Genomic DNA, 24526 nt, shown 5'->3' on the forward strand with positions numbered 1-24526 from the left:
CGGAGGGTTTATTCGTAGAGATTGAATAACGCCATCAATAATGAGCGACTACGCGTGTAAGGTTTGTCGAATAATAGATGTGTATGATTTGCGTGGATACAACGACCGACTCGTCGAACATTGGCAAAAACCAGCTCCCCAGCGGAAGGGATATCGACAACTCGCCGACTGGGTAAACGTAACCCTGCTTCGCCGCGCGATGGATCGGGCCGGTCTTTCAACCTTAGGGAGGGAGGCAGAGTCGAAGTATGAACGCCTCCACAGCGACGATCCGATGATCGTGACAGAAGTAAGCAAACTGCTTGCCCAGGAGGGAATTGATATCGAACAGCTGAAGAAGGATTTCGTTTCGTACGGCGTCATCAGAACCCACCTAAAGGAGTGTTTAGACGCAGAGCGTGAACCACAGACTTCGAGCGATTGGGAACGCGACGCAATCGAAATCACTCGGGAACGAGCACATCAAAAAGCAAAGGAGGCTATTAATTCGCTGTTAAACAAAGGGGAAATCGCAGCAGGCGAGAACACTGCCGTTCGGATTAGAATCGATATCGACTGTCCAGACTGTAACAGTAGAACACCGGTCGAACGTGCGCTGCGCCGTGGCGTTACCTGTGACTGTCCAGAGGTGACGAGCGGCCGATGACTGACTTGGATGTTCATGTCACAAACGTCGGTGGAATCAGAGATCTTGACTTGGAAATTCCCAAAGGTGTGACGTGTATAACCGGCCCAAACGCCTCAAACAAGACATCGCTCCTAAAAGCACTGACATTCGTGATGGGTAAGGAGACGGTGCCGGTCCGTAGTGGAGCTGATGAAGCGCGGGTTGAACTGACCGTCGATGGTCGTACGGTCACGCGAACTGCGACGATACAGGGGACGCACCTCCACGTTGAGGGAGAGGGCTGGATTAGTGGTGAGGATGCTGATGCGCTCGTAGATTTTGCTTCGTTACTAGAGTTTAATCCTCTTCGAACCGCCGTTCGGCAGGGAGACGATGTCGAAGCGCAATTGAAACGCCCTGTTAATCTTGATGCGCTGGAAGCTGAGCGATCAGAAAAAGTGCAAACGAAACGGTCGTTTAAACGAAAGCTCGACTCGCTGGGCGACGTCGATGGGATGCTCACAAAGACAAAAAATGAGTTGCATACGAAACGCGATCACCTTGAAAAACTAGATGCGAAGCTAGCGGAATTGGAGACTAAACGCGAGGAATCGACTGAAAGTGATGCGCTTCGAGAGCTTCGAGAGGAACAAACGGAGCTCATATCAGAACGTGACCAGTATGAACGACAGGTCGAGGATTTTCAGGATGCTATCGAGCGGCTCGAGCTGAGACAGGACGAACTGACTGATGACTTAGAGGAGGCTCGCATTGCACTCGAGGAGAAGAATATTGATGAACTCAGACGCCGGAAGGATGAACTTGAAGCTGAGCGGGACATTGTCTCAGAGAGACTCGACGTGCTCCAATCGATTCTCGCTGCGAATCGAGAAATGCTGACTGGCGAGTTCGCCGGTGTGCTTGGTCAGGACTCTAATTTACTTGACAACCGTTATCGCTGCTGGACGTGTGGTAAGCCAGCAGAGGAAAACGCATTTGAAGAGACCCTCTCAGAACTCTCGGACGTTATCGACACCGATCGCGCTCGACTCCGGGAACATGAACCGGAAATTAAAGATATTGAAGAGCGCATTGAGGCTGCTAAAGAAGCGGAAAAATGCGTTCGGCGACTGCGGACTCGCCTGCAAGAGGTCAAAGAGAATCTGGAACGACGTCGAGAGTCACTGGGGACGAAACGCAACGCACTTTCCGATGTACAGTCACACCTGGAAGCGCTCGGCGCCACCATTGCAGAATACAAACAGACAGAAGAATCGGAGGCTTCCGACATCGCCACCGCCATCGAGGACGTACGGATTGAGCGTCAATCGATTATTTCGAATATAGACAGATTAGAGACAAAGTTGAACGAGCTACAGCAGCAAGCGGCAGAGCGCGAAGAAGCCGAAGAGCGAATGGCCAAACTGTCTGAAGAGGTGCGCAAGCTGACTGACCGCATCGAGAACACGGAGCGACAACTCAGAGAGACGTTCAATGAAACGATGAATGAACTTGTGGCGGTTCTTGACTTCGACGATATTAAGCGCATCTGGTTAGACGGCGAGTTCTCGCTCGTGGTGGCCCGCGAGGTTGACGGAACTATCCATCGCGAGCCAGTGGAGAACCTAGCAGAGAGTGAGCGCGAATCGATCGGACTAGTACTTGCCCTTGCTGGCTACCTTGCTTACGACCTGCCGGAGATAGCACCGGTTCTCGCACTTGACTCGATGGGTGCATTTGACATCGAACGATTAGAGCGTCTCGTCGGCTATTTCGCTGACGAGGCACAGTATCTCTTGGTGACTGCGTATCCGGAAATCTCGGAGCAACTGGATTACTCGGTGACGAGAGTGGCAGCGGCCGAACCCAATGCCTAATGTTGCAGGAACAATTTTATCCCGCCCATTCACAGACACGGGTATGACCGAGAGAAAACGAGCGGCGCTCGTGACGGGCGCGGCAAGCGGGATCGGGAGGGCTACGGTTGAACGGTTCAGTACTAACGACGAATATGACATCGTAGTTGGGTTTGATGTGGACGACAGTATCGAAGATATTGATGGTGTAGAAGGTCACGTTGTCGATGTATCTGATTACAACGCCGTGGCTAATGCCGTCATAGCCATCGAAGAGCACGCTGACATAACTAGTCTCGTTGCGTGTGCCGCCGTCTCGCGGTACGCATGGATTGGGGATCTTGCCCCTGAAGAGTGGGATAAACTTCTCGATGTTAACCTGAAGGGTCAGTACACCGTCGCGCGGGCTGTTTCCACGCGGATGTACGAACGCAATGAGGGCACAATAGTGACTGTATCGAGTGGCGCAGGCCAACGTGGAAGCGTAAGCGCTGGAGTCCACTATTCGGCATCGAAGGCAGGTATCTTCGGGTTGACGAAAGGGTTGGCAAAACAGCTCGCTCCGCATGTCCGAGTCAACTGCATTGTCCCAGGACTCATTGACACGCCACTTACGTTCGATTCGGGGTTGTGGACCGAGGACGATATCAAGGCGTTTGCGGACGACCTTCCACTCGAACGTTTAGGATCGGCCGACGAAGTCGCTCGAGTCATTGAATTCCTCTCCGGCAACGGAAGCGCATACATGACAGGGAGCATCGTGAATGTCGATGGCGGTGGCGCGCTCTCCTAATCTAGGAAACGTTCAATGCGCTCGGTTGCGCTACGAAGGCGATCTGAAAGGCGGTTTTCCTCGCGACGAAGCGACGCCTCGGCGAACAGCCGTTCACGCCCCGAGAGTTGGGAGAGATCCTCCGCGACCCGTAGGCCAGGAAGTGGCGCGTACGGTAACGCCGGTTCTTGGTGGTATTCGCTACCGGCAGTGTAGAGGCCAGGAACAAGTAGATTTCCAAGGTCAATCTGCAGATCCTCGACCGCTGTTAACGCGGCCGAATCGTCAATGTCCACGGCATCGATAGCAGCGTTTGCTTCGATAACGGCGGTCTGGAAGTCGTCAAGATGGGCACGGGCGTCGTCAAATCGCTCCCCGTCTGGATCAATATCATCGAGTGCAGCACGAACGTCGACCGCGGTCGCGGCGAAGTCATGCGGGAGTATAGGAGAACAACAAATTCGGCTGGCGAGTGAGACATAGAGCTTCGTTTCCTCGACGAGTACATCAACGTCGACCTTGTCTCGGGTGTCCTCGGGAGTGTGCCACCACCATCCGCCACCGATGGGACCGCCCTCATCCGTTCCGGGATCGAGTCGGGCACCAGAAAGAAGTGAACTCAGGCCCGTACCCCAGAAAGACTGGTCGGAGTTGCGTGCTGGGCGATCAGAGGAACCTAAAAAGCTCTCGTCGTCTTCGCGACGCTTAAACTCGCTTGCCGCGTCCATCGCGTCGACGTGCTCGTCTCCGAGTTCGACCATATGCTGATACCAAAAACTGTCAGCTCCAATCAGACCATTTAAGTCAAGGTGAAGGTACGCGACACCGTTCTCCCGAAGGTCAGTCCAATGCTCGTCGGCGTACCACGCGCTACCGGCGTACCGTCCCGTTGAATGACCTGGCCAAAACCCGAAGACTAGTCCCCGACGCGGTTGCACATCCGCAAATATTCGAGCGAGTTCAAGTGTCGCGGCCATGGCAGTGGCGTTGTCAGTCACTCCTTCATACCACGAATCGACGTGGTTACCGACGAGGAAAAAGCGGTCGCTCTCACGTCCATCAATGCGGCCAACGGGACAAGGAAGCGTTCTTGATTCCGTCGTCACCTGCGTAGTCACTGTCGCCTTGACCGGTCCATCGGCGAGGTGTTCACGTAACCATGCACCGTCCTCTTGAGTGATTTCGACCACTGGAAGATCGGGAATGGTACCAATGTCGCCAAGACCAGGCGTTCCCCAGATTGGGGTAACGATCATCTCGTGAAGTTGGTCGGGTGTGACCGACTCGAAGACGACGGCAGCTACATTCGCTTCCTCAAGGAGGCGGACAGGTTCGGGCGTTGGAAGGCCGCGTGTGAAAACGATTCGACCATCAAGATCCATGGCCGTGATTGAGTCGGTAGTCACGTCGTCGAGATGTACCACTTCAGCGTGAATACCAGACGGTGGTGTACTCGCGCCAAACGAAGTCGTTATCGCCTCCGTCACCGCTCGATGTTTTGGCGTAGTCACGGTGAGAGAAGCATCCTCGGGAACACTGACGAAGGCTTCGAACTCGTGAAGTGTCGCATCTACACCGTATTCCGTCAATGTCTCGATAATGTACTCGCTCGCCTCCCACTCGTCGGCTGTACCGGAGACCCGTTCTAATCCAACGAAGGCGTCAAGGTGACGGTCAAGTTCGTCAGGGTCGATAGTCTCATGGAGTGTCGCCTCGATCTCTCGATCGACATGTTCGAACATACCGTGGGTGGGAGACACACGGTATTATAACCGCTAGGTTCGTCCCTCCATGTCGATGGAGTACATACGTACTGACGGTATCTATCACCCGGATCGAGAGGAAATCAAAAAGTCCATCGTAGTGGTTGAGGACGGGGATATCGTCGAACTGAGAGACGACGTGCCTACTGATACGGAGGTAACAATAGAGACCGACGGGTATGCACTACCAGGGTTCGTAGACGCCCACTCACACGCGTCGATACGACCGTGGGAGGGTGATCAGATCGGTCAGCTACGCGCAGATGCAGCCGTTGGTGCGGTGCGAGCGACCAATAACCTTTGGCGCGATTTGGAAGCCGGGACGACAACAATGCGTCTGATGGGTGAGGAGCGGGGACTTGACCTCCACCTTGCGGCGCTCGAACGTGAGGGAGAACTCAATGCGCCGCGCCTGCTTCCGAGTGGTGTCCACCTGACGCCAACCGGTGGCCACGGAAAGGCGTTGACGGCAACTGACGGATCATCAGCGATACGTACACGCATCCGAACGAACGTCGAGGCCGGCGCGCACCACGTGAAGTACTTTGCCACGGGCGGAGTATCGAGCGACACCGGCGACGTCGGACGTCCGCTCTACACCGACGAGGAAGTGGCAGCCATCGTGGACGAGAGCCATCGACTAGGCGTCCACGTGGCCGCCCATGCCCATGGCGGACGAGGAGCGTTATCAGCCGTTGAAGCAGGCGTCGATACGATCGAACACGGGGGCGCGCTCGACGAGGAAACACTCAACGCGCTCGACGGTAGCGACCGACACGTTATCGGAACGTTCTCTATCCTCCACCATCCCCGCGGCATCGAAGCAGGCGACGCAGACTCTCCCGCCGTCATGGCAAAGGTCCGCGAGGCACGCGAGCGAGGGGGTGAAGCCTGGACAACGCTGTTGGAGCGCGACGTGGCGGTTGCATTGGGTACGGACAGCATGCACGGACACCTAGCTGACGAGGTCGCTCACTTGCTCGACCTCGGGACGAGTCCCGAAGTCGCAATTCGAGCAATCACAACCGAAGCTGCGCGGGCGGCACACATCGACCACCGCGTCGGTAGCCTCGAAGCGGGCAAAAGCGCCGACCTCGTCATTGTAAACGATCATCCATTGGAGAATCCGCACACGGTTGCTGATCCGCAGGCGGTTGTCAAACGTGGAGAGGTGGTCGCATGAGCGCTACAGACTACATCGAGCGCGAGTTCGAAGCGTTCGTAGACGATCTTTTTGAACTGCTCGCCCAACCGTCCATCAGCGCCACAGGTGAGGGGGTACCAGAATGTACGGCCCTTGTTGAGCGGCTTTGTCGCGAGTATGGGTTTAAAAACGTCGAGATCGTCGAAACGTCAGGACAGCCCGCCATTATCGCACGAACTCGAACTGTTTCCGACGCCAAGAATACGCCACGGATACTCATCTACGGCCACTACGATGTTCAGCCAGTCTCCCCTGGAGAATGGACGACACCACCGTTTGAACCGACGATACGTGAAGGCCCTGGTGGAAACGGCGATAAACGAATCTATGCCCGCGGCGCGGGCGATAACAAGGGTCAGTGGTTCGCTCACCTTTGTGCAATTCGGGCCCTTAGCGAGACAGACGATCTTCCGGTTGACGTCACCCTACTCCTTGAAGGAGAGGAGGAAAGCGGCAGTCCAAACTTGGAATCTGTCGTTCGGGAGCACGCTGAAACCCTGGCGGCTGATCTGGCATACGTAGCTGACGGCCCCATAGATACCTCAGGTCGGCCACACGTGCTGATGGGTGCACGCGGTCTCTGCTACGTTGAGGTAAACGCGCGCGGACCGAACCGTGACCTCCATTCGGGCAACTACGGCGGTCCAATCCCAAATCCAGCATGGGAGTTGATACGTGTCTTAGACTCGATGAAGGACAAAGAGGGGCGTATCACCATCAATGGATTCTATGACGACGTGCGACCCATTGAGGAAATTGACCGGGAAGCGTTGGAGGCGATGCCGTTCGATGCTGAAGCAGTACAAGCAGAGCTAGATGTGGCGGGCTTTGCCGACGGACCAGGGGAAAGCTACTTGGAGAAACTGCTCTACTACCCGACGCTGAACGTCGCCGGCTTCACGAGCGGCTACGGTGGTGAAGGGACGAAGACCATCATTCCATCGCGGGCTCAGGCAAAACTCGACATGCGTCTCGTCGCCGACCAAGACCCTGACAACATATTTGAGAAGTTCCACCAGCACGTTGAAAAACACGCGTCAGGAACCGTCGATATCGATGTACAGAAGCTAGGGACGATGCGACCGCAACGGACGCCGCTTGACCATCCCGTTCGCGAGCCGATACTGGCAGCAGTGGCGGCAGGCTGGGATGCCGAGCCCATTCTAAAGCCAACGCTCGGGGGATCGCTTCCAACGGCAGTCTTTACCGACGAACTCGGGATACCGTGCGTCACTGTCCCGTACGCCAATAGCGACGAGAACAATCATTCGCCCGATGAGAACTTCTCACTCGACTGCTTCAAAAACGGCATTCTGACGACAATGGAGCTACTCCAGCGGTTGCCAAAGAGTGGAGTGATTTAGCCCTCTTCTTCCCCGTATACGAGATCGTCTACTTCTTCGTCCGTCATTTTCTCCGCGCGTAATCCAATGAACTTTGATCGATCCTTCGGCGGATTAGTGAAGACAAGATAGACGCCCAGCACAACGGAAAGGACTGCCATTCCTACCAACAATGCGATGGCAGTCAACGTCGTCGAATCGAATTGCACGACGATACCTCGTTACTCTCTACTCAAATAGTTTTGCCGCGTCTATGTATCGCGTTCGTCTGTTCCCCCATCAGCGACAGTAACGTCATCGAAGAATGGAGCGAGAGACTTTCGAGACGGTTTCCCTGTCGCGTATGAGACGACAACCATCACGAGGAAACTCACAAGTACTCCCGGGATGACTGGATCATTTGCTGCTAAGCTCTCCGGAATAAACGAGTATATTTCGGTGCCAACGTGCCAGATAATGACCGTAGAGAATCCAAATACCATTCCCGCTACGCCGCCCGCCGTTGTCACCCGTTTCCAATGGAGACCGAGCACCAACGGCATAAAGAACATTGCTCCCATCATCGACGCCTGGAGCACGACGATGAACTGGACGAGGTCACCGACAAGCCCGCGATTCAGTGCGAGCACAAGCGGAATAAGACCGAGAATTCCGATGGAGATGCGGTTCGCCCACAGTTTCTGTCGCTCCGTTGCATCTGGGTTGAAGAGTTTGACATAGATGTCATGAGCGAGACCAGCACCCGAGACAATCATCACCGAGTCAACGGTGCTCAAGATAGCCGAGAAGATCGCACTAATGAGCAACGCACCGAGGATCGGGCCGAGCACGTTCAAACTCATGATGACGCTAGCCAGGTCGGGGTTCGACAGCGCAGGGAACATGACACGCATGTAGACCGCGAGCAGTGCGACTGAAGTACCGATGATTGCCTGGAAGATGAGGGTGATACCGATGGCCTGACGAACGGTTTTCTCATCTCGCATCGAGTAGATGCGAGTGATCTCGTATGGTGCTGCCGCGATAGAGAAACCGAACGCGGCCATGAAGCCAACAATCTCTTGGGTTGATAGTGCCTGCCCGACAAACGATGGATTGAATGACTGGAAGATGGCGTTCACGGTTCCGAGACCGCCGACAAAGGTGAACGCAAGCGGCAGCGCGACGACGACCGCAACCGCCATAATGATTGCTTGAACAAAGTCAGTCAGCATGCTCGCGCGCATGCCGCCTATGGCCGTGTAAAACACCGCCGTCAGCGCCATAGCGATAATTCCAATCTCGGGGGCGAGCCCAAACATCGATTGGAAGACGATACCGCCACCGGTCAGCTGTGCGCTCAGGTAGACAGTGTACGCAAGGACGATGAGAATCGCCCCGATCGCGCGCGAGTAGTTGCCGTCAGCCCCATCGTCGCGATACCGCTCAGCGATGAAGTCAGGGACGGTAACTCGACCGAACCGCCGCATCTGCGGTGCAACGAGGAGAAGTGAGACAATCCATCCAGCCCAAAGTCCAGGCCAAATCCAGATGAATCCAAAGCCGAGCAGGTAGTGGACACCGAACGTTCCAACCAGTGTTCCTGCACTCATTTGAGAGGCCGAGAGCGTTGCACCCCCTACGAGCGGACCAATCTCTCGTCCTGCGACAAGAAAGTCCTCTTCATCCTTTGTCTTGGTATAGCCATAATACCCGATTCCGAGGATGATGAGGAAGTATACGACAACCGTCCCGAGGAACAGTGGGCTAAGGTTAGCACCGACCATCACTGCTCACCTCCGGTTCTGTCGGTCACGGTTTGTGAATCAATCCGCGTTTTATTGTCCTCCTGTCTACCCTTATACCAGCCCCACGCAAATGTGAAGACTATGTATAGCAGTGCAACTCCCAAAAATACCATCAGCTGTGAACTAAGCGACATTTGTTTCCCTCCTGTTACCGATGAGTCCGCGAGTGTACGCCAACCATAGACCGAGGAACCCACCAATGAGAGTGAGTCCGACTATTGTTGCAATAGTGTCGATTGTGAAAAACGACCCGGCTCCGTCACCGTATGTTACTGAGACGAATCCTGGGACATGAACTAAATCAAATTGGAGCGTCGAGCCGCCGTTGCTTTGTGCGTTCACCTTCGGGAACGATGCGCCGTGAACCTGCGTTCCTTCAGGCAACATTACCGTCATATCGATATTCCGGTCTGTTCCAGCGGTTTCGAACGACGGAACCCAAATCGGAGCCTTGAGCTTGTTCGCTATTCCTTGCACTGTATACTCAAGCGCGACGGTAACCCTATCGCCATCACTCACGCTTTCAACTGGAACTGCGAGATCCATGTATCTGTCATGCCGAGTCACGTCCGGTGAGACCTCGTTTCCGTTCACTGTGGCGGACACGTCTCCGATTCGATGATCTGGGAATAGCCACATCGTCCCTTCAACCGCGGAGAGCGATGACTCTCCGTTCCCAGTGCTTTCGACATCAAACGTGTACTGGGCTGTGACAACGCTCGACTCACCAGCATCTATGTCTATGGATGCAGTTGCGAGCGTCACATCTGGACTCGATTCCTCTTGTGCGGTCGCAGGTGCGACGCTCAGGCCTGTGAGAACCGCCACGAGGAAACATATTCGTAATAGTATTCGTATGTTATTTGGCACCACTAGTCAACCTCACATTCTTCGACCAAGAGACACCACTTAAAAGCATCGGGAAAGGTAAAACTTCTTACTAGTTAGCGAAATTATTCTTGGGGTTCAATAACCACTTTACCGAATACCTCCCGATTCTCGATAGCCTCATGGGCCTCGGTGATCCCATCGAGAGGGAGTACTCGGTCGATGACGGGTTCAAGTTCTCCAGCAGCAACGAGACTGCCAACGTCGCGGAAATCCTGGCGGTTTCCCATGGGTGCGCCGCGAATTTGGCGGTGATGCTGGTAAACGGATCGAATATCAATGTCTGAGTCGGAGCCGCTTGTCGCCCCACAAATAACCATTCGGCCGCCCATCGCGAGGCTGTCGATGCTTTGCTGCCACGTCTCTTGGCCGACGTGGTCTGCAACGAGGTTGACGCCGTGACCGTCGGTTAGCTTGTGAACTTCCTCATCGAAAGCAACCCTCGTATAGTCGATAACCTCGTCTGCCCATTCGGAGACACGTTCGGCTTTCTCAGGGGTTGAGGTCGTGGCAAAGGTTGTTGCCCCAAGTCGATTGGCAATCTGGAGTGCAGCATTTCCGACACCGCCGCTGGCGCCGAGTATCAATGCTGTTTCAGCGGGACGAAGCTCGCCCGTGGTAATTATCATGCGCCAGGCGGTCGTGAAGGTAATTGGCCACGCGGCTGCGGTAACGAAGGTGAGCGATTCCGGTTTCGGGTCAAGACACCACGCCGGGACAGTTACGTATTCTGCGAGGCCACCCGGCAAATCTTCTCCAATAATTCTGTATTCGTGGCACATCGTGTGCTCGCCGTTAAGGCAGTACCGACACTCCCCACACGTGACGCCAGGGTAGACGACGACCTCATCACCAATACGATCTTCGTCGACGTCATCCCCAACTGCGTCGACAATACCCGCAATGTCACAGCCAGTACGCTTCGGAAAGTCCCCGTCGTCTTCAGGGTGTCCTAGTCTGGCAAAGACATCAAGATGGTTGAGTGCGCAGGCCTCAACTTGAATCCGCACCTCGCCTCGGTCAGGTTCAGGAGCGTCCGTCTCGACGACCGCCAATGCTTCATCTGACGATCCATACTGCATAATGTGTGCGGTACGCATGACGTGCGATTACCTATCACGATACGTAAATCTACGTGCTGCGGCGAACGCCGAGTCGTGGTAGTTCTTAAACGGCATCGAATGACGCTAATTGTGTCCGAATAGAGGCGATCTGTACACTCATACCAAACTGTTTTGTATACGTATTGTGAGTATCGATGTGATGAGTCAGCAAGTAGCAAACAGTGCAGCCCTTAGCGACATTGAAACACGTGTCGTTGATGACATTTCAGTGGACGAACCTTGGTCATTGTTGGAGGAGTTCTCGGAGTTAGAACGCGTCTCCGGAACCGAGGACGAGGTACGTGCTGCTGAGTATATCACCGAACAGCTGGATGAGTTTGGAGTTAAATACGATCGATACGACCCGGAATTGTACATTAGCCAGCCTCACGATGCATCTGTTCGGACACTGAACCGTGAGTTCGAGTTTGGCCCTGTTAAGACAATCTCTTTCGCTGCCTCGACGACCGTGTCGGGCAAGGTAGAGTACGTCGGTTCAGCGGGGACTGACTTACTCTCTCAAGAAGACGATGCACGCGAACCGTACACGGACGTCGGTGATTTAAACGACAAGATTGCTCTTACTGCCGCGGGCAGTCTCTCGATTCGTGCAACGCGTATTTTAGAGGAAAAGGGCGCTATCGGTGTTATCGCTATTCACGAACATGACCGCGAGCCGCACAACGGTATCGCGACCCCTATTTGGGGCGGCGCTCCACGGTTGGACGAAGCGGACAAAATTCCCAACATTCCCATTGTAAATGTCCGAAAACCGGACGGAGCGCAATTGCGTGAGTGGGCCGACAGCGAGGAAGGCCTCAAAGTCGAATTAGAGACGGATCTGACGACTGACTGGATGGAGTGCCCGGTCGTGGTTGCTGAGATCGAAGGGAGCGGAGACACCGACGAGTTCGTCCTGCTCCACGGCCACTATGACTCGTGGTATGTCGGCATCACAGACAACGCAACCGGCGACGCGGGATTACTCGAACTAGCACGTGTAATCAATAACTACGGCGACGAACTGGATCGCAACCTGCGGGTCGCGTGGTGGCCGGGCCATTCAACGGGGCGGTACGCCGGCAGCACGTGGTATGCCGATGAGTTCGCACACGACTTGGTAGAGAACTGCGTTGCCCAGGTAAACATGGACAGCCCTGGTGCAAAGGGCGCGACCGAGTACGCTGATATGTCCTGCTGGACGCCAGAGGCGCACGCGCTTGTCGGCGACGCCATCAACGACGTGACTGGCGCACCATACGGCGAAAATCACCCATTTCGAGCGGGTGACTACTCATTCGACAATATTGGCTTGACCGGCTTCTTCATGCTCTCTTCGAATATCCCAGCCGATGTACGGGAAGAAAACGGGTGGCACCCCGTTGGTGGCTGTGGTGGCAACTCTGACGCATGGCATGTCTCGACCGACACGCTTGATAAGGCCGGTAAGGAAGAACTCGTACGCGACATCCGTGTGTACGCAGTCAGCTTACTTCGCGTACTCAACGCGGATGTTCTTCCGTTCGACCATGTACGCAATGCTGACCGGCTCATTGAGATAGTCGAGGAGTACGATAAAGAAGCAGGCGAGGCCTTCGATTTTGGCCCAACACTCGCAGAACTCTATCCGCTCCGTGATGATATCGAATCATTCCAAGAGGCTGCTCATGACGGCGATGTCACCCCGGCTGTTGCGAATGATACGATCACCGGCCTTGCGAGAATCCTTACGCGGTTGAATCTCGTACGGCGCACCCAGTTCGAACAGGATCCAGCTGTAAAGCGTGAACCGTTCCCACGGTATTCTCCAGCCCGCAAATTCGCGTTTCTTGAAGGAGATGACCGAAAGTTCCTTCAGGTGCAACTGAAACGCGAGCAGAATGGAGTCATACACGAGCTTCGTCAGGCACGCGATCTACTGCCCGAGGCATAGATGACTGCAATAGCCTATCTTGTACCCGGAACGGGACTTGACGCAGCGGAGCGGGCTCGCCGCGAACGAATCGCCAACGAAGTAACTGCAGCCAATGTGACGGTTGTCCAAACACGCAATGGTGGACCGTCAAGCATCGAGAGCAGCGTCGAGGAAGCTTGGTGCGTCATCGGAGAGATGCAACGTGCTTACGAACTCCGTGACGAGTTCGACGCTATTGTTATTGGCTGTTTTGGCGATCCAGGTCTCCGCCCGCTACGCGAACTTCTTGACATCCCTGTCGTCGGCCCGGCTGAGGCGACCGTCTTCACGGCGGCACAGGTTGCTGACCGTTTCTCATGGCTGACAATTCTCGATGAAACCGTCCCAATGTCCCGTGAACAAGTCCACGAGTACGGTCTATCAGAACGATTGGCCAGCGTCCGTTCGGTGGACGCTCCGGTCGAATCCATCGATCATGAGTCGGATGAGCTGGTCGAGCGGATGGTTTCAGTCGGACGAGAGGCAGTCACTAAGGACGGTGCAGAGGCGCTGTTTCCTGGCTGTATGAGCCTTTCATTTGCACAGCGGCACGACGAGATTCAAGAACGAGTCGATGTTCCGTTCCTCGACCCGGCAACCATTGCGCTCGAACAGGCGAACACCTGGGCTCGCCATGGCATTATTCAGAGTAAGCGTGCATTCCCTGCACCAAAATTCGAGAAGCTTGACGATCTCCTCAGTGAACGATAACTGATTGTCTACTTTTTTGCCTGACGCCCTACTGAGCGAAGCGTAACGTCAGCTGTTCGCCATTATTTCATGTAATTGTGACTGTTCTCCTGTAACTAACGTTACCAAATGTCAAGAAAATCAAAATCTGATTTTGCGAAGCAAGAGCTACTCCATTAATAAATAACGTCCTAAGGGTGTTATCTCTAACCAAAATTCGACTGTCGAGATATAATTTCCAAAAACTTACTAGTGATATTTAATAAAGAGACTTTATGAATATGGTGACTATGGTTTGTCTCAATATCTTTGAGCTCAAGGGTGGTAATATTCCAGCCCTGACTCTGAATCAATTCGATGAGTTTGTTCTGATCGTTGATCGTTTGGTCTTTCACTAATGACACTCAGCGAGAGCAGCTCGCTGAAGCACGCCCAGACGTGAGTACAAGCCATCGAGTGATGTTCATGTGCATATAATAATTGTAGTATTCCAGATAGATAGCAGCTGCTCTGTCTTTCACATCAGTTTCTGCTCAGGAGTATTGTCTCTTGCGCTTATTTCTCTGAAAGCCACCAGATAACAACCCGCGGACTCAACTTCCCCCGCTTTATCTCTCCATTCTCGTGCAACTCCTCAAGCCGTCGATGCGCGGAGGGCCGCTCGATCTTCAGCGTATCCGCCACCCACCGAGCGGTTACTGCCGGAAACTCTGACTCGCGCATCGCCGTGAGAATATCGTCGTCAGCCGTTTCCTCTGTAAATTGACCACGAGTATCGCGCTCTCTCTCGTCTGTCATCGTAGCCGTCAGTTCATTTTCCACCGTCTTAATCCCATACACTACGTAGTACCTCGGTAGCTTTATTACCAAGTATCACATAGTACGTGGCAGGGAGAACAGTACCCTCGGACGTGTCGAAACACGCTAGTTCCAGAAGGATCCTTGTTGGGTTGAAGTATATTCGGAGCACACTCCCGAAAACCGTCGGTGAAAGTGGCTCATCAGCTGCTCTGCCGTTCGATATACTGTCTCTTGAATAGAGACGAAACCACTTTCACTCTGGGTATGGCTCGCGATTATGGAGCTTCCAAGTGATTATGGTATATGGCCAAATCACCGGCGACAGTCACTGTCGAGGCGTTTGACGACACAGTTACGATCGACGATCGTTCACGAAATGTAATAGTACATCTCACTGATACCGAGATCGATCAGCGCCTCATTCGTGAAGCAGGAACGTACGTCGTCGGCACGGGTGGTAAACTCGTACTGGTGAGCATAATGGCCACGGGTGAATTTATGGAGCGACAGCGAGCGTACGCTCCGATCGCTCATCTTCCGACGTACAGTATACGCCAGGCAGAAGAATCATGCCGACAAAACGCCCTCAAGCTTGGGCGACAAGCGCTCGAACCGCTTGGCATCGACTACACAGCCGTTGGGATGGTTGGTCGCGAAACTGATCGCCTACTCACCGCTGCTCAGCAGTATGATTGTGGCCACCTCTTTCTCGTTGACCAACCGCAGTCGCTGCTTCATCGTCTTGTCGTTCGGAGCCTCGGTCGAGCGATCACGTGCAAGTTCGATGGGCTCGTCACCGTGCTGCAATCTAACTGCGACGATGAAATTTCTGGCAAGCGACGCTGGACGATAAGAGGATGATCTGCTTTGGTAGCCAATAGTATCGAGACGGCACAGAAACGCGCACAGTGGGAACAGTTCTCCTACGACATCGAAGCCCCCGGAATGGTCGAAGTGACCAACGAGAGCCACGAGAACCCCGCAGCCCACCAGTACACCGTCTCCATCGACGACGTGACTGACGAACTGATGGCCTGCACGTGCCCGCACCACGTCCACCGAAATGCCTTCTGCAAGCACATGACCGCCGTCAAAACCGCAACGGACGACGGGACGCTTGAGACGTTCCCATCGGCGGACACCGACGAGCGTGTCAGTGGCCCGTACACGGGCCACGACAAATACGGCAACGTCGATCACACCTACTGGAAGTGTGAGGAGTGTGGTGCGCAAGCCACTCGGAAAGGTGCACTCACCGACTGCTGCTAATCCACTCACTCTTTCCATTTATGGCACGCCAAACAACGCTGGCCGATGTTGCCCAGCGAACGCTCAGCGAAAGCGCGGAGACGACCAAACACGACGACACGCCGACGACGGAGCGCAACCTGCTAGACTGGGCGAAAGCGCCGGGGGTGGCACCGCTAGGCACTGTTCGTCAACATGCACGACGTATTCGAACGCATCGTCGAGCGGGCATTCACTGCGGCAGCACAGGAATTCGGGAATTTCACCGTCGAGGGACAAGCGTCGATTCCAAACGTTGTCGAAGGACCGCATGCAGTTTCCATGCGACTGGATGTCCTCGTTACTCGGAGTGATGGCGCACCCGTCTGGTAGTTGACGCCAAGTGGAAGACAGGGTCGGCGTCATCCAATAATGTCTATCAGCTCACGTCGTACATCCTCGCACTTGCAGTGCCGGGAGTACTCGTCTATCCTGGTCGAGACGATCGGATTGCAGAGAAATCACGAGTGATGAGTGAGTATCGTCTTCGCTCTGGGCGTTAGCCACGAACGCGGCTGTCGAGTCATACGATGACTACGCTGCGGCGATCGAATCGAGTGCGTGCGAATTTTTGGAGGGATCAGCCAGAGAATAGGGCAATTCACTAATCTCAAGCTCTCTATAACTGCTCCTCGCTAGTACATCTGTTAATGACTGTTAACTATTCTCGATCCAGTTCCAGAGATACTGTGAATCATCGTTAATATGCGCAGTCAATAGATATATTGCGTACCAGCTCGTATTTCTGCGTATGGGCTATACAAACGAACGAGGACCACCCAAGACCGATTTTGCGACCGATTTCGCCGATCGGCTTGAAAATGCCCCCGCTGACGAGCGAGTATACAGAATCGCCCTCGAACTCACCGATCCAACCCCTGTTTCTGAAGTTGCTGACCGCGCAGACTGCTCTGCGAATGCGGCCCGACGCCACCTCAAACGACTTGCCGAGATCGGTCTCTTGACCCGTGTGACAGAGAACCCGGTGACGTACAGACGGAATGAAGCCTACTTCAAATGGCGACGGCTGAATCGCTTAGCAGAGTTGAGCGAGCAGGAGTACAAATCCCGGCTTGGTGATTTGCTCGCCGAGAACGAGGACTACAAGCAGACTTACGATGTCGAGCGCCCTGACGACATCGATCCCTTAGAGTATGCAGAGTACGGGGATCCAGAACAGGTCTGGTTAGATATCACCAATTGGGAGGCAGTCAGACAGGAGATCCATGACCTTCGTCGTGTCAACCGCGACAGTGCAACCGATGAAGGGGTCGTCTGAGTGTGGTCGACGGGAAGAGAAAGCGGACACCAAATCGTGCTTTACTGCGGGAAATCGCATCGATTCTGGGATCAGAGGAGTGGATCGAGACTATTTCTATCTTTCCATCGAATCGGCCGGATTCGATCGTTATCTCGCTTCGTGACGAACATTACCCAGAGGAGTATGTGAGCGAAGCATATATCGAGGTGCAATCGTATGTCAACGGTGATTTCCATATTACATATGTCGAAGATCATTTCGGTGAGGAGTGGATGTGTCGTTGGGATCGCCACGAGAGTGAAGAATATTCTATGCACCATTTTCACTCACCACCAAACGCGACTCATGACGATGGGGTGAACCGAGAGCATCCACCAGAGTTGCCATCCGTATTCTCACGTGTCGTTGTCCCTTGGGTCTATGATCGAATGGGCGACATTTGGACTGAATATGAATGAACGAGACTACTGGTTGACTTGGTGATGAGGGTCTTCTTTCACGACGAAGCGATTTTTATAATTCAGTTGAGACTACTGTCTCGTGCCAGTTACACGGCCGAAATCGATTATGATGTATCCAATGGAAAGGGATGAGTATCTTCAAAGACCAAATCAGATCAATAATATGGTGATTGTATAAGGCGTTCGATCGGCTCGATACTGGCGGAAACAGTTTCGAGAACTCACCATCACCTGCCCCACCCACAATCTCGACTAGTCACTCTAATCGGTAGATACAGGAGATAGACTTACCACTTGAGACAGTAAGGATCCTCTCGGTGGTGCTTCGATGAAAGTGGTGACTACCACCGATCAAACTGTGCGGATATGAAGCCCGAGATGTTTTATTGACAGCCGTTGCAGGTTTGGTATGGGAAACGACGACGAAGAATCCAAAACCGAAGCGGAATCGGCAGATGATGAGACGGAACGTGAAGGTGAGCAAGTGATGAGTCGGGCAGACGGTGCGGGGATCCTCCGCGAAGTCGCCGATGGTGTGGAGAACGGGACAATCGACATCGAAGGAGACAACGGTTTCACGGTCGCGGTTCCAGAGCACTTCGAACTGGAAGTCGAGTATGAGGTTACCGACGACGAGGCTGAGTTCGAAGTCGAACTCGAATGGCGAATGGAAGACGGCGAACCGGTATCGTCGGACGAATGACACGGTTGGTGGCCTCAGTAGCAGCCAATCGTCGGAAAATTGCATCCGTTCATTCAGCGATATGAGTGGTTGCCAGACCGGATAAATTTCCACCAGAGGGCACCAGAACCGGCCAATACAGAGTCTTTAATCATCGTAACCATCTGCGGACTCAATTTCCCGCCTTCTAACTTGCCCAGTTCATGCAACTCCTCGAACCGCTGATGTACTGGCCACCGTTCCATTGCAACCGTATCCGTCACCCACCGAGCGGTCACTGCCGGAAACTCGGGCTCGCGCATCGCCGCGAGAATATCGTCGTCTGTCGTTTCTTCTGCAAATTGACCACGAGTATCGCGCTTTCTGATGATGCGGTAGTGGCGTTTGGGTTAGTATACCTTACTAACATCGGTTTATTCGACCCTCATAGTCCATCCTGTGAGAATGTATTAGATAGTTGCAAGCGTATAGTACGTATGAACAACCGTCCCTCACGACTCGAACAGGGTGGACAAATCAGCGGCTTGAGTGCGATGATCGCTGGTATTCTCGGCGTACTCTACATGCTGTTTACCTTCGTGATTCCATACCTCTCCATCTCTGTCACTGGAATCCGATTCAGTCACGAGGATGCGTCACTCGGAGCAGCAAACGCGCCAGTCTTTGCCTTCTGGAGTGGTGTCCTGCTCGTCATCTCTCTCCTCGCAGGATATGCTGTATTGCGTGGCATCCTTTGGGCGATTTGGCTGCTTGCCATTGGACTGGGTGTCCTGACACTGCTTGGGCTGTTCAGCATTGGACTGATTATTGCACCGGCAGCTGTCCTCTTACTCCTTGCAGCCCTTTTGCTAACTGGAGATCGACGCAGAAAGATCGATCCTCGTCATAATCCACCACTTAGAAGTAGCTAGGTATTCTCGACCGTATCTACAACCCACCGAGCGGACACTGCCGGAAACTCGGACTCACGAATTACCCGAAGAATATCGTCATCAGTGATCCCAATTACTGGTCCTTTTTCAACTATTCTACCACTGGTCTTTTGTAGTATTATCCCGTCTGGGCGCTTGTATGGCTGATTTGATTGTCAAAGCGGCAGTAAAAGAACAGCTCGAAGGACAGAACGTTGCAAGTGACTTCTACGATGCACTCGATGAGGAAGTTGCGACGGTTCTCGAAAACGCCTCTCGCCGAGCCGAAGAAAACGATCGCAAAACCGTTCAACCGCGCGACTTGTAGCAACTCATCGCCTTAACGTAGCATCAACCTGTTTTTGCTCGTCACTACACAGAACCCATTTCTCTAGCGACCGCTATCCCGTTCGAAGCCCTATCACCCGACGAGTCTCGGGCTTCTTCGTTCGAATTTTGCTGGTTACGAACTTGCGGACACTCGCTGAAGAATATGATTGAGCGTGTCCATTCGCTTGCGATCATAGTGAGTGAGGTCGTAGCGGTTGCTATTATTGCGTTCACTGAATACCTCGATGATCTCAAACTGCACGAGTAACGCTAGCAGATTCCCCAGCATTTGCGGTGTCAGGCTGGAATCGGGAAGATTTTCACTCAGTTGTTTGGTAGAGGGATAGTTCCGCGAGCAGACTTCGAGCGCTTCTCGGACACTCTCGTGGTACGCTTCCAAGAGACCGTACTTCGCAGGCGACGTTTCCTGCAGGCTCTGTGCTTGTCGGTGAAGCGAGTCAGCCATACTGTTTGCGTCACTATCTTCGACCATATCATAATATAAGTCCCAGAACTACTTAATCAGAGATAAACAGACGAAAACCGACAAGTAGTTTGTACCGATTGCCACGAATCTTCCGAACATCCCAAAATTGAGGAGGTGACTGATCGCTAGGCCGGCGCTTCAGTCGCGAGCAAGTCCTGTATGTCGTCGCGGATACCGATCCCCGCGAGCACAATGAGCGCGATCCCAACCACGGCGGCAACCGTCTTGCCAGCTGTCGCGGCAAGCCAGTCATGACCGAACAGGGCGAACGCGCCGAGCAAGACAAGCAACATCTCGTTGCTGTCTCGAATGTGAGTGAAGGTGTTCATAATCTGATTGGCGGATACTGTCGATTCTGCCCCGCTGGAAGCGAGGTGGATAGCACTGCGGTCCACCGACGAGAGGCTTTCGCCTTAGTGTTAGGTGAAGCGGTGTGCTCTCGAGTCGCGTCGAGTGGATTACTCGGTCGTGTCGCCACCGTCAGGCAGTGCGGTGTCGTCAAGTGGTGACTCATCGGCGTCACAGTCGAGATCGTCGGCGAGGGCGGCACGAATATCTGGACGCTGGGCAGCCATCTTTTCGCGCAGCTCGGCGATTTCGTCGTCCGTCATGGGGTGATTCCGTGCCATCGTTCGTACCTTCTAATATACCGTTCGAGATTGTTGGCTATAATGGTCTTCGGCGCGATCGAGTGCGTCAGCCGCTGGGAGTGGGGGTGTAATATATTCGGTTGCATCTTTCTCATCATCGCGATAAATATCGAGATGCAGTCCGTCAGTGGTCACATCGTGGGTGAACTCGGCTTCACCCGTTCCATCATGATCATACCGCACGACCGAATGCCACTCGTCATCGTGGTAATACTCAAGCTGTACAACGACCGCACCACAGTGCCTTGCTCTGTATCAAAGCCAAGTCGGCGGCGGATTCGATGGGCGACTGCTGCGGTGAATTCTCGCTCGTACTCGCGTGGCATCTGTCACCGGTCCTCTGGGAGCCACCAGATTACGACACGGGGGCTGAGCTTCCCCCGTTTGACAGTCCCACTCTCTTGTAATGTTTCCAGTCGACGATGGATCGTTGTCCGGTCCACCTCAAGCGTATCTGCGATCCACCGGGCGGTCACTGCAGGGAACTCGGCGTCTCGCATCGTGGCAAGAATCTCGTCGTCGGTCGCTGCTTCGGTGAATTGCCCCTTATTATCGCGCTCTCTGTCACCCGCCTCGTCGGTCATTGTATCTGGTCGTTTCTCGCCCTCCTACTTATACCCATTCACTATGTGTTGAACCGACAGTTTTACCACCCACGCACTACATAGTGTATAGTAGGAAGAACGGTGCCCTCGGGCGTGTCAAAACGCGCCGGGTGTCACTAGCACCCGGCATCGGTCTTCCTATGGATGAAGACCATGTCAACGAAATCGCCTACGGAACTTGAAGCTGCCGAGACGGCACAGAAACGCGCACAGACCGAACAATTTGCCTTCGACGTCGATGCCCCCGGACTCATCAACGTCACCAACGAGAGCCACGAGAACCCTGCAGACCACCAGTACACCGTCTCCATCGACGATGTGACCAACGAACTGATGGCCTGTACCTGCCCGCACCACGTCCACCACAACGCATTCTGCAAACACATGGCTGCCGTCGAAAACGCAACCAACGACGGCACGCTCGAGGCCTTCCCATCGGAGGATGAAGACGATACTGGATCAGAAGACTGCGACTGTGACGGCCTTAAGGGGTTCCCATGCTGGCCATGCGTGAGGATCGGGCGGAAGGAACTGCCGAACTAACCACCGATTCCGTCGTTTATTGGTATGTAATATTCACTTCAATCATCTTAGTAGCTCGCTGGAGCAACTCTGGGATGTCTTCTCGAAACCAATCGCCATGAACACGATGAGTTGGTCCAGCGACTGTAAGCGCACCAAGGAGAGTACCCGTTTCCTGATTCACTATTGGAGTAGCAACACCTCGCATTCCTTCTAATCGCTCCTCATCATCGAATGCAACGCCACGTTGACGTATACGTTTTAACTCAGTGTCCAACTCATCTCGATCAGTGATTGTTTGTGGCGTTCGCTTCGGCAGACCATGCTGGTCAATGATTTGGTCTATTCGTTCCTCTGGAAGATATGCTAAAATTGCTTTTCCAGTTCCGGTACAGTGAAGGTATAAACGGATACCCAGACGAGCGTCTGTTTTGACTGCTTGATCCGTTCGATTATAGTAGAGATATACTGCTTGTCCGGCCTCTTCAACGGCAACTGCTGCTGACTCCCCTGTTTCTTCTACCAGATTATTCACTACTGATTTTGTAACCGGATAGACGAGATGGCGATTAAGTGCATTTGCTCCGAGACGAAGTGCTTTCAGTCCAACAAAATATTCCGTGCCATCGTTTTGGACATACCCACGATTCTCAAGCGTCTTAAGATGGCGATGTACTGTACTCTTTGGCCGATCAACCTCGGCAGCAAGCGTTGAGACACCTGCTCCATTTAAATTTCCAAGCTTCTCCAGAATTTCGATTCCAGTATCGAGTGCTTGGATTGGTCCCTCAGGTTGGTCAGACATTGTGTTTGTATACGTGGCCCATTTGTATAAATACCATTCCACTCTGTGGAACGATATTCCCGTTGTATGGAATATTTCCTTTTTAATTTAATATTGTCATTGATTATAATGACTGGACTATAAGCACATTGGTTTTTCTCGGTTGGCGTTCCATTCTACGGAACAGAACCAGTAATATCAGAAAATTATGGTAATATTTCAATAAATATGTTCTACCACTGGATAGACTGAATTAGAAACACACCAATAGAGAGTCGTTAACCTCTTGATCCCTCTTTGTATGAGCTAAAAACGTATTTTGCCATATCTCGGTTCCATTCTGTTTCGACTGGAAATATCCTTCTGTAAACGCTATACACCTATTATTCGATATAAAAATTATAATAATATATTAGATAGTATTATATATCGTCTATTACCACGTTGAGTCGGTGTTTAGACCACATGGGGCTTATCGGAGCAATTGGAATAATCGTCGTATTCGCAATTTTCGGGATTCTAATGATGACAGAGCTGGTGCCCACCTTCGTCGCATTGGCTGCGATGGCAATAGGTATCGCCGTCGTCGGTGGGTTGGGAGCTGATCAAATTATTAATACGGTAATTGTAGATGGATCAACGGAGCTTGCAGCAGCGTTCGTTGCCGTGTTCTTTGGTGCAGCACTCGGCGCGATCATCGAACAAACCGGTATTGCCGAGGAGATTGTCAAATCTGCAGCCGAACTCGGCGGGGACAATGCGATCGTCGTTTCGATACTCCTCTACCTCGCCGTCGCAGTCATTTCAACGAGCATTTCGGGATTGGGTGCATTCATTATGATCGCAACTATCGTCTTCCCGATCATGGTTAGCATCGGTTTTCAGCGGAAGGTTGCCGCTGGCATCGTTCTCCTGGGATATGGAAACGGGGTCATGTTTAACCCAGCTAACTGGGTGTTCTATGCTGACGTCACTGGGATAGATTTACAGCAGGTGTTAGTGTGGGCGCTTCCAACTGGTCTAGCCGCGTTGATTGCGGGGCTCGCGTATATCGGATTCCAAACAAGACGGGGCAACATTCAGGCGACCTGGGCGACGAACGCCGAAGACGTCGGATCGACGGCAGATGAAATCGAACAGCAGTTCGAATCGACCGTTCCGACATATGCACTTCTTGCACCAGTTCTCCCAGTTCTGTTGGTCGTTGCTGGCAGTCCTGTTCTTCCTGCCTTCGTCGTCGGTATCCTCTATGCGGCCATCACAAGCAAGCCCGGACTCAGAGCATTCAAAAACATGAAACAGACACTAAATCAAGTTACATACGCGTTCCATGAGGGGATTTCGGACGCCGCACCAGCAATCGCGCTGATGGTGGCGATTGGGTGGCTTCTCCAAGCCGTCTTCGCCAAGCCCGTGGCAGCGACGATGGAACCATTACTCAGACTTATCATCCCTCAGAATATGATACTCTACGCCGCGATGTTCATCGTCCTTGCTCCCCTCGCGCTGTACAGGGGGCCACTGAACCTGTGGGGCCTAGGAAGCGGCATTATCGGTGTTCTCGCCGCAATCGGAATCAATCCGGCTCTCATCACGACTACCGCAGTGAGTGCGCTTCGGGTACAAGCGCCGGCTGACCCAACGAACACGCACAATGCGTGGACTGCAGACGAAATGGAGATTAATGTCAATGATATCACTAAGAGCATTCTCCCATTCGCATGGTTTACCGCCGGAGTGGGTGTTATCGTTTCGGTGTATCTTTTCGGACTCTAATC

29 protein-coding genes are annotated in these 24526 nt (G+C 53.3%); 17 read left to right on the forward strand and 12 right to left on the reverse strand.

What is annotated here, in order from left to right:
- Positions 1-40: 40 nt before the first annotated feature.
- From rdfA to LIX15_RS26995, 3 genes are read left to right on the forward strand one after another with little or no spacing between them, the layout of a single operon-like run.
- Positions 41-646, forward strand: a complete 606-nt coding sequence (rdfA, locus tag LIX15_RS26985) for a rod-determining factor RdfA (RefSeq protein WP_227778321.1) — start codon at positions 41-43, stop codon at positions 644-646.
- Positions 643-2484, forward strand: a complete 1842-nt coding sequence (locus tag LIX15_RS26990) for an archaea-specific SMC-related protein (RefSeq protein ID WP_227778322.1) — start codon at positions 643-645, stop codon at positions 2482-2484. Before rdfA ends, LIX15_RS26990 begins: the two co-directional genes overlap by 4 nt.
- A 43-nt stretch (positions 2485-2527) precedes the next feature.
- A complete protein-coding gene (locus LIX15_RS26995; RefSeq protein WP_227778323.1) occupies positions 2528-3256 on the forward strand; it encodes an SDR family NAD(P)-dependent oxidoreductase in 729 nt (242 codons plus the stop codon).
- On the opposite strand, the gene LIX15_RS27000 is transcribed toward LIX15_RS26995, so the two are convergent.
- Positions 3253-4977 (reverse strand): M28 family peptidase, encoded by a 1725-nt coding sequence (locus LIX15_RS27000; RefSeq protein ID WP_227778324.1) that lies wholly within the window; start codon positions 4975-4977, stop codon positions 3253-3255. The two genes, LIX15_RS26995 and LIX15_RS27000, sit on opposite strands and share 4 nt — an antisense overlap.
- 55 nt (positions 4978-5032) lie before the next feature.
- Between LIX15_RS27000 and LIX15_RS27005 the strand changes: the two genes are divergently transcribed.
- Both LIX15_RS27005 and LIX15_RS27010 read left to right on the forward strand, forming a co-directional pair.
- Entirely contained in the window at positions 5033-6181 is a 1149-nt protein-coding gene (locus LIX15_RS27005; protein WP_227778325.1) for an amidohydrolase family protein, read from the forward strand.
- Positions 6178-7566, forward strand: coding sequence for a M20/M25/M40 family metallo-hydrolase (locus tag LIX15_RS27010; RefSeq protein WP_227778326.1), 1389 nt, complete (start codon positions 6178-6180; stop codon positions 7564-7566). Before LIX15_RS27005 ends, LIX15_RS27010 begins: the two co-directional genes overlap by 4 nt.
- On the opposite strand, the gene LIX15_RS27015 is transcribed toward LIX15_RS27010, so the two are convergent.
- From LIX15_RS27015 to LIX15_RS27030, 4 genes are all read right to left on the reverse strand, one after another.
- A complete protein-coding gene (locus tag LIX15_RS27015) occupies positions 7563-7754 on the reverse strand; it encodes a hypothetical protein (RefSeq protein ID WP_227778327.1) in 192 nt (63 codons plus the stop codon). The two genes, LIX15_RS27010 and LIX15_RS27015, sit on opposite strands and share 4 nt — an antisense overlap.
- A 42-nt stretch (positions 7755-7796) precedes the next feature.
- Positions 7797-9311 carry a sodium:solute symporter family protein gene (locus LIX15_RS27020; protein ID WP_227778328.1) on the reverse strand — a complete coding sequence of 505 codons (1515 nt, stop codon included), beginning with the start codon at positions 9309-9311 and terminating at the stop codon, positions 7797-7799.
- A 144-nt stretch (positions 9312-9455) separates the two neighbouring features.
- Positions 9456-10160 (reverse strand): hypothetical protein, encoded by a 705-nt coding sequence (locus LIX15_RS27025; RefSeq protein WP_227778329.1) that lies wholly within the window; start codon positions 10158-10160, stop codon positions 9456-9458.
- A 125-nt stretch (positions 10161-10285) separates the two neighbouring features.
- Positions 10286-11320: a zinc-binding dehydrogenase gene (locus LIX15_RS27030; RefSeq protein WP_227778330.1), complete on the reverse strand. Its 1035-nt coding sequence runs from the start codon at positions 11318-11320 to the stop codon at positions 10286-10288.
- Between the two features lie 163 nt (positions 11321-11483).
- Here LIX15_RS27030 and LIX15_RS27035 point away from each other — a divergent pair, with 163 nt between their 5' ends.
- Entirely contained in the window at positions 11484-13256 is a 1773-nt protein-coding gene (locus tag LIX15_RS27035; protein ID WP_227778331.1) for a M28 family peptidase, read from the forward strand.
- Positions 13257-13988 (forward strand): aspartate/glutamate racemase family protein, encoded by a 732-nt coding sequence (locus LIX15_RS27040; RefSeq protein ID WP_227778332.1) that lies wholly within the window; start codon positions 13257-13259, stop codon positions 13986-13988. It begins immediately after the preceding gene.
- Between the two features lie 534 nt (positions 13989-14522).
- On the opposite strand, the gene LIX15_RS27045 is transcribed toward LIX15_RS27040, so the two are convergent.
- Entirely contained in the window at positions 14523-14765 is a 243-nt protein-coding gene (locus LIX15_RS27045) for a hypothetical protein (RefSeq protein WP_227778333.1), read from the reverse strand.
- A 306-nt stretch (positions 14766-15071) separates the two neighbouring features.
- On the opposite strand from LIX15_RS27045, the gene LIX15_RS27050 reads away from it, so the two are divergent.
- From LIX15_RS27050 to LIX15_RS27085, 8 genes are all read left to right on the forward strand, one after another.
- On the forward strand, positions 15072-15629 hold the full coding sequence (locus tag LIX15_RS27050; protein ID WP_227778334.1) for a hypothetical protein: 558 nt from the start codon (positions 15072-15074) through the stop codon (positions 15627-15629).
- Positions 15630-15635: 6 nt separating this feature from the next.
- On the forward strand, positions 15636-16037 hold the full coding sequence (locus LIX15_RS27055; RefSeq protein ID WP_227778335.1) for a DUF8118 domain-containing protein: 402 nt from the start codon (positions 15636-15638) through the stop codon (positions 16035-16037).
- 174 nt (positions 16038-16211) lie between these two features.
- The gene (locus tag LIX15_RS27060; protein WP_227778336.1) at positions 16212-16388 is read left to right on the forward strand and encodes a hypothetical protein; all 177 of its coding nucleotides are present in this window, start codon (positions 16212-16214) and stop codon (positions 16386-16388) included.
- Between the two features lie 418 nt (positions 16389-16806).
- Positions 16807-17334: a winged helix-turn-helix domain-containing protein gene (locus tag LIX15_RS27065; protein ID WP_227778337.1), complete on the forward strand. Its 528-nt coding sequence runs from the start codon at positions 16807-16809 to the stop codon at positions 17332-17334.
- 2 nt (positions 17335-17336) lie between these two features.
- On the forward strand, positions 17337-17774 hold the full coding sequence (locus tag LIX15_RS27070) for a toxin-antitoxin system TumE family protein (RefSeq protein WP_227778338.1): 438 nt from the start codon (positions 17337-17339) through the stop codon (positions 17772-17774).
- 412 nt (positions 17775-18186) lie between these two features.
- A complete protein-coding gene (locus LIX15_RS27075; RefSeq protein WP_227380912.1) occupies positions 18187-18480 on the forward strand; it encodes an amphi-Trp domain-containing protein in 294 nt (97 codons plus the stop codon).
- Between the two features lie 455 nt (positions 18481-18935).
- Entirely contained in the window at positions 18936-19370 is a 435-nt protein-coding gene (locus LIX15_RS27080) for a hypothetical protein (RefSeq protein WP_227778339.1), read from the forward strand.
- A 160-nt stretch (positions 19371-19530) separates the two neighbouring features.
- On the forward strand, positions 19531-19698 hold the full coding sequence (locus LIX15_RS27085; protein ID WP_227778340.1) for a DUF1931 domain-containing protein: 168 nt from the start codon (positions 19531-19533) through the stop codon (positions 19696-19698).
- A gap of 135 nt (positions 19699-19833) precedes the next feature.
- On the opposite strand, the gene LIX15_RS27090 is transcribed toward LIX15_RS27085, so the two are convergent.
- The 5 genes from LIX15_RS27090 to LIX15_RS27105 form a co-directional block, all read right to left on the reverse strand.
- A complete protein-coding gene (locus tag LIX15_RS27090) occupies positions 19834-20193 on the reverse strand; it encodes a hypothetical protein (RefSeq protein ID WP_227778341.1) in 360 nt (119 codons plus the stop codon).
- 119 nt (positions 20194-20312) lie between these two features.
- Positions 20313-20516: a hypothetical protein gene (locus tag LIX15_RS27095; protein WP_227778342.1), complete on the reverse strand. Its 204-nt coding sequence runs from the start codon at positions 20514-20516 to the stop codon at positions 20313-20315.
- 129 nt (positions 20517-20645) lie between these two features.
- Complete coding sequence (locus tag LIX15_RS27100; RefSeq protein WP_227778343.1) at positions 20646-20816, reverse strand: hypothetical protein; 171 nt, start codon at positions 20814-20816, stop codon at positions 20646-20648.
- 12 nt (positions 20817-20828) lie between these two features.
- Positions 20829-21020 (reverse strand): DUF7718 family protein, encoded by a 192-nt coding sequence (locus LIX15_RS33855; protein WP_425556739.1) that lies wholly within the window; start codon positions 21018-21020, stop codon positions 20829-20831.
- 146 nt (positions 21021-21166) lie between these two features.
- A complete protein-coding gene (locus LIX15_RS27105) occupies positions 21167-21421 on the reverse strand; it encodes an HTH domain-containing protein (RefSeq protein ID WP_227778344.1) in 255 nt (84 codons plus the stop codon).
- A 174-nt stretch (positions 21422-21595) separates the two neighbouring features.
- On the opposite strand from LIX15_RS27105, the gene LIX15_RS27110 reads away from it, so the two are divergent.
- Complete coding sequence (locus tag LIX15_RS27110) at positions 21596-21985, forward strand: SWIM zinc finger family protein (protein WP_227778345.1); 390 nt, start codon at positions 21596-21598, stop codon at positions 21983-21985.
- 16 nt (positions 21986-22001) lie between these two features.
- Here the strand turns inward: LIX15_RS27110 and LIX15_RS27115 are convergent, their stop codons facing one another.
- Positions 22002-22769 carry an IclR family transcriptional regulator gene (locus tag LIX15_RS27115; protein ID WP_227778346.1) on the reverse strand — a complete coding sequence of 256 codons (768 nt, stop codon included), beginning with the start codon at positions 22767-22769 and terminating at the stop codon, positions 22002-22004.
- 444 nt (positions 22770-23213) lie between these two features.
- Between LIX15_RS27115 and LIX15_RS27120 the strand changes: the two genes are divergently transcribed.
- Positions 23214-24524, forward strand: coding sequence for a transporter permease (locus LIX15_RS27120; RefSeq protein ID WP_227778347.1), 1311 nt, complete (start codon positions 23214-23216; stop codon positions 24522-24524).
- The last annotated feature ends 2 nt before the right edge of the window (positions 24525-24526 follow it).

This window comes from Haladaptatus pallidirubidus (assembly GCF_020700235.1).
In the GTDB taxonomy this organism is placed as follows: domain Archaea; phylum Halobacteriota; class Halobacteria; order Halobacteriales; family Haladaptataceae; genus Haladaptatus; species Haladaptatus pallidirubidus.

Bases quoted from the DNA above. Each gene is read 5' to 3' on its own strand.
- LIX15_RS26995 (WP_227778323.1), top strand. From the start codon at position 2,528: ATGACCGAGAGAAAACGAGCGGCGCTCGTGACGGGCGCGGCAAGCGGG.
- LIX15_RS27035 (WP_227778331.1), top strand. From the start codon at position 11,484: ATGAGTCAGCAAGTAGCAAACAGTGCAGCCCTTAGCGACATTGAAACA.
- LIX15_RS27000 (WP_227778324.1), bottom strand. From the start codon at position 4,977: ATGTTCGAACATGTCGATCGAGAGATCGAGGCGACACTCCATGAGACT.
- LIX15_RS27030 (WP_227778330.1), bottom strand. From the start codon at position 11,320: ATGCGTACCGCACACATTATGCAGTATGGATCGTCAGATGAAGCATTG.
- LIX15_RS27020 (WP_227778328.1), bottom strand. From the start codon at position 9,311: ATGGTCGGTGCTAACCTTAGCCCACTGTTCCTCGGGACGGTTGTCGTA.
- LIX15_RS27120 (WP_227778347.1), top strand. From the start codon at position 23,214: ATGGGGCTTATCGGAGCAATTGGAATAATCGTCGTATTCGCAATTTTC.
- LIX15_RS27110 (WP_227778345.1), top strand. From the start codon at position 21,596: ATGTCAACGAAATCGCCTACGGAACTTGAAGCTGCCGAGACGGCACAG.
- LIX15_RS27060 (WP_227778336.1), top strand. From the start codon at position 16,212: ATGCACGACGTATTCGAACGCATCGTCGAGCGGGCATTCACTGCGGCA.
- LIX15_RS26990 (WP_227778322.1), top strand. From the start codon at position 643: ATGACTGACTTGGATGTTCATGTCACAAACGTCGGTGGAATCAGAGAT.
- LIX15_RS27040 (WP_227778332.1), top strand. From the start codon at position 13,257: ATGACTGCAATAGCCTATCTTGTACCCGGAACGGGACTTGACGCAGCG.
- LIX15_RS27045 (WP_227778333.1), bottom strand. From the start codon at position 14,765: ATGACAGACGAGAGAGAGCGCGATACTCGTGGTCAATTTACAGAGGAA.
- LIX15_RS27115 (WP_227778346.1), bottom strand. From the start codon at position 22,769: ATGTCTGACCAACCTGAGGGACCAATCCAAGCACTCGATACTGGAATC.
- LIX15_RS27090 (WP_227778341.1), bottom strand. From the start codon at position 20,193: ATGGTCGAAGATAGTGACGCAAACAGTATGGCTGACTCGCTTCACCGA.
- LIX15_RS27095 (WP_227778342.1), bottom strand. From the start codon at position 20,516: ATGAACACCTTCACTCACATTCGAGACAGCAACGAGATGTTGCTTGTC.
- LIX15_RS27050 (WP_227778334.1), top strand. From the start codon at position 15,072: ATGGCCAAATCACCGGCGACAGTCACTGTCGAGGCGTTTGACGACACA.
- LIX15_RS27010 (WP_227778326.1), top strand. From the start codon at position 6,178: ATGAGCGCTACAGACTACATCGAGCGCGAGTTCGAAGCGTTCGTAGAC.
- LIX15_RS27100 (WP_227778343.1), bottom strand. From the start codon at position 20,816: ATGGCACGGAATCACCCCATGACGGACGACGAAATCGCCGAGCTGCGC.
- LIX15_RS27005 (WP_227778325.1), top strand. From the start codon at position 5,033: ATGGAGTACATACGTACTGACGGTATCTATCACCCGGATCGAGAGGAA.
- LIX15_RS27105 (WP_227778344.1), bottom strand. From the start codon at position 21,421: ATGACCGACGAGGCGGGTGACAGAGAGCGCGATAATAAGGGGCAATTC.
- LIX15_RS27075 (WP_227380912.1), top strand. From the start codon at position 18,187: ATGGGAAACGACGACGAAGAATCCAAAACCGAAGCGGAATCGGCAGAT.
- LIX15_RS27080 (WP_227778339.1), top strand. From the start codon at position 18,936: ATGAACAACCGTCCCTCACGACTCGAACAGGGTGGACAAATCAGCGGC.
- LIX15_RS27065 (WP_227778337.1), top strand. From the start codon at position 16,807: ATGGGCTATACAAACGAACGAGGACCACCCAAGACCGATTTTGCGACC.
- LIX15_RS27085 (WP_227778340.1), top strand. From the start codon at position 19,531: ATGGCTGATTTGATTGTCAAAGCGGCAGTAAAAGAACAGCTCGAAGGA.
- rdfA (WP_227778321.1), top strand. From the start codon at position 41: ATGAGCGACTACGCGTGTAAGGTTTGTCGAATAATAGATGTGTATGAT.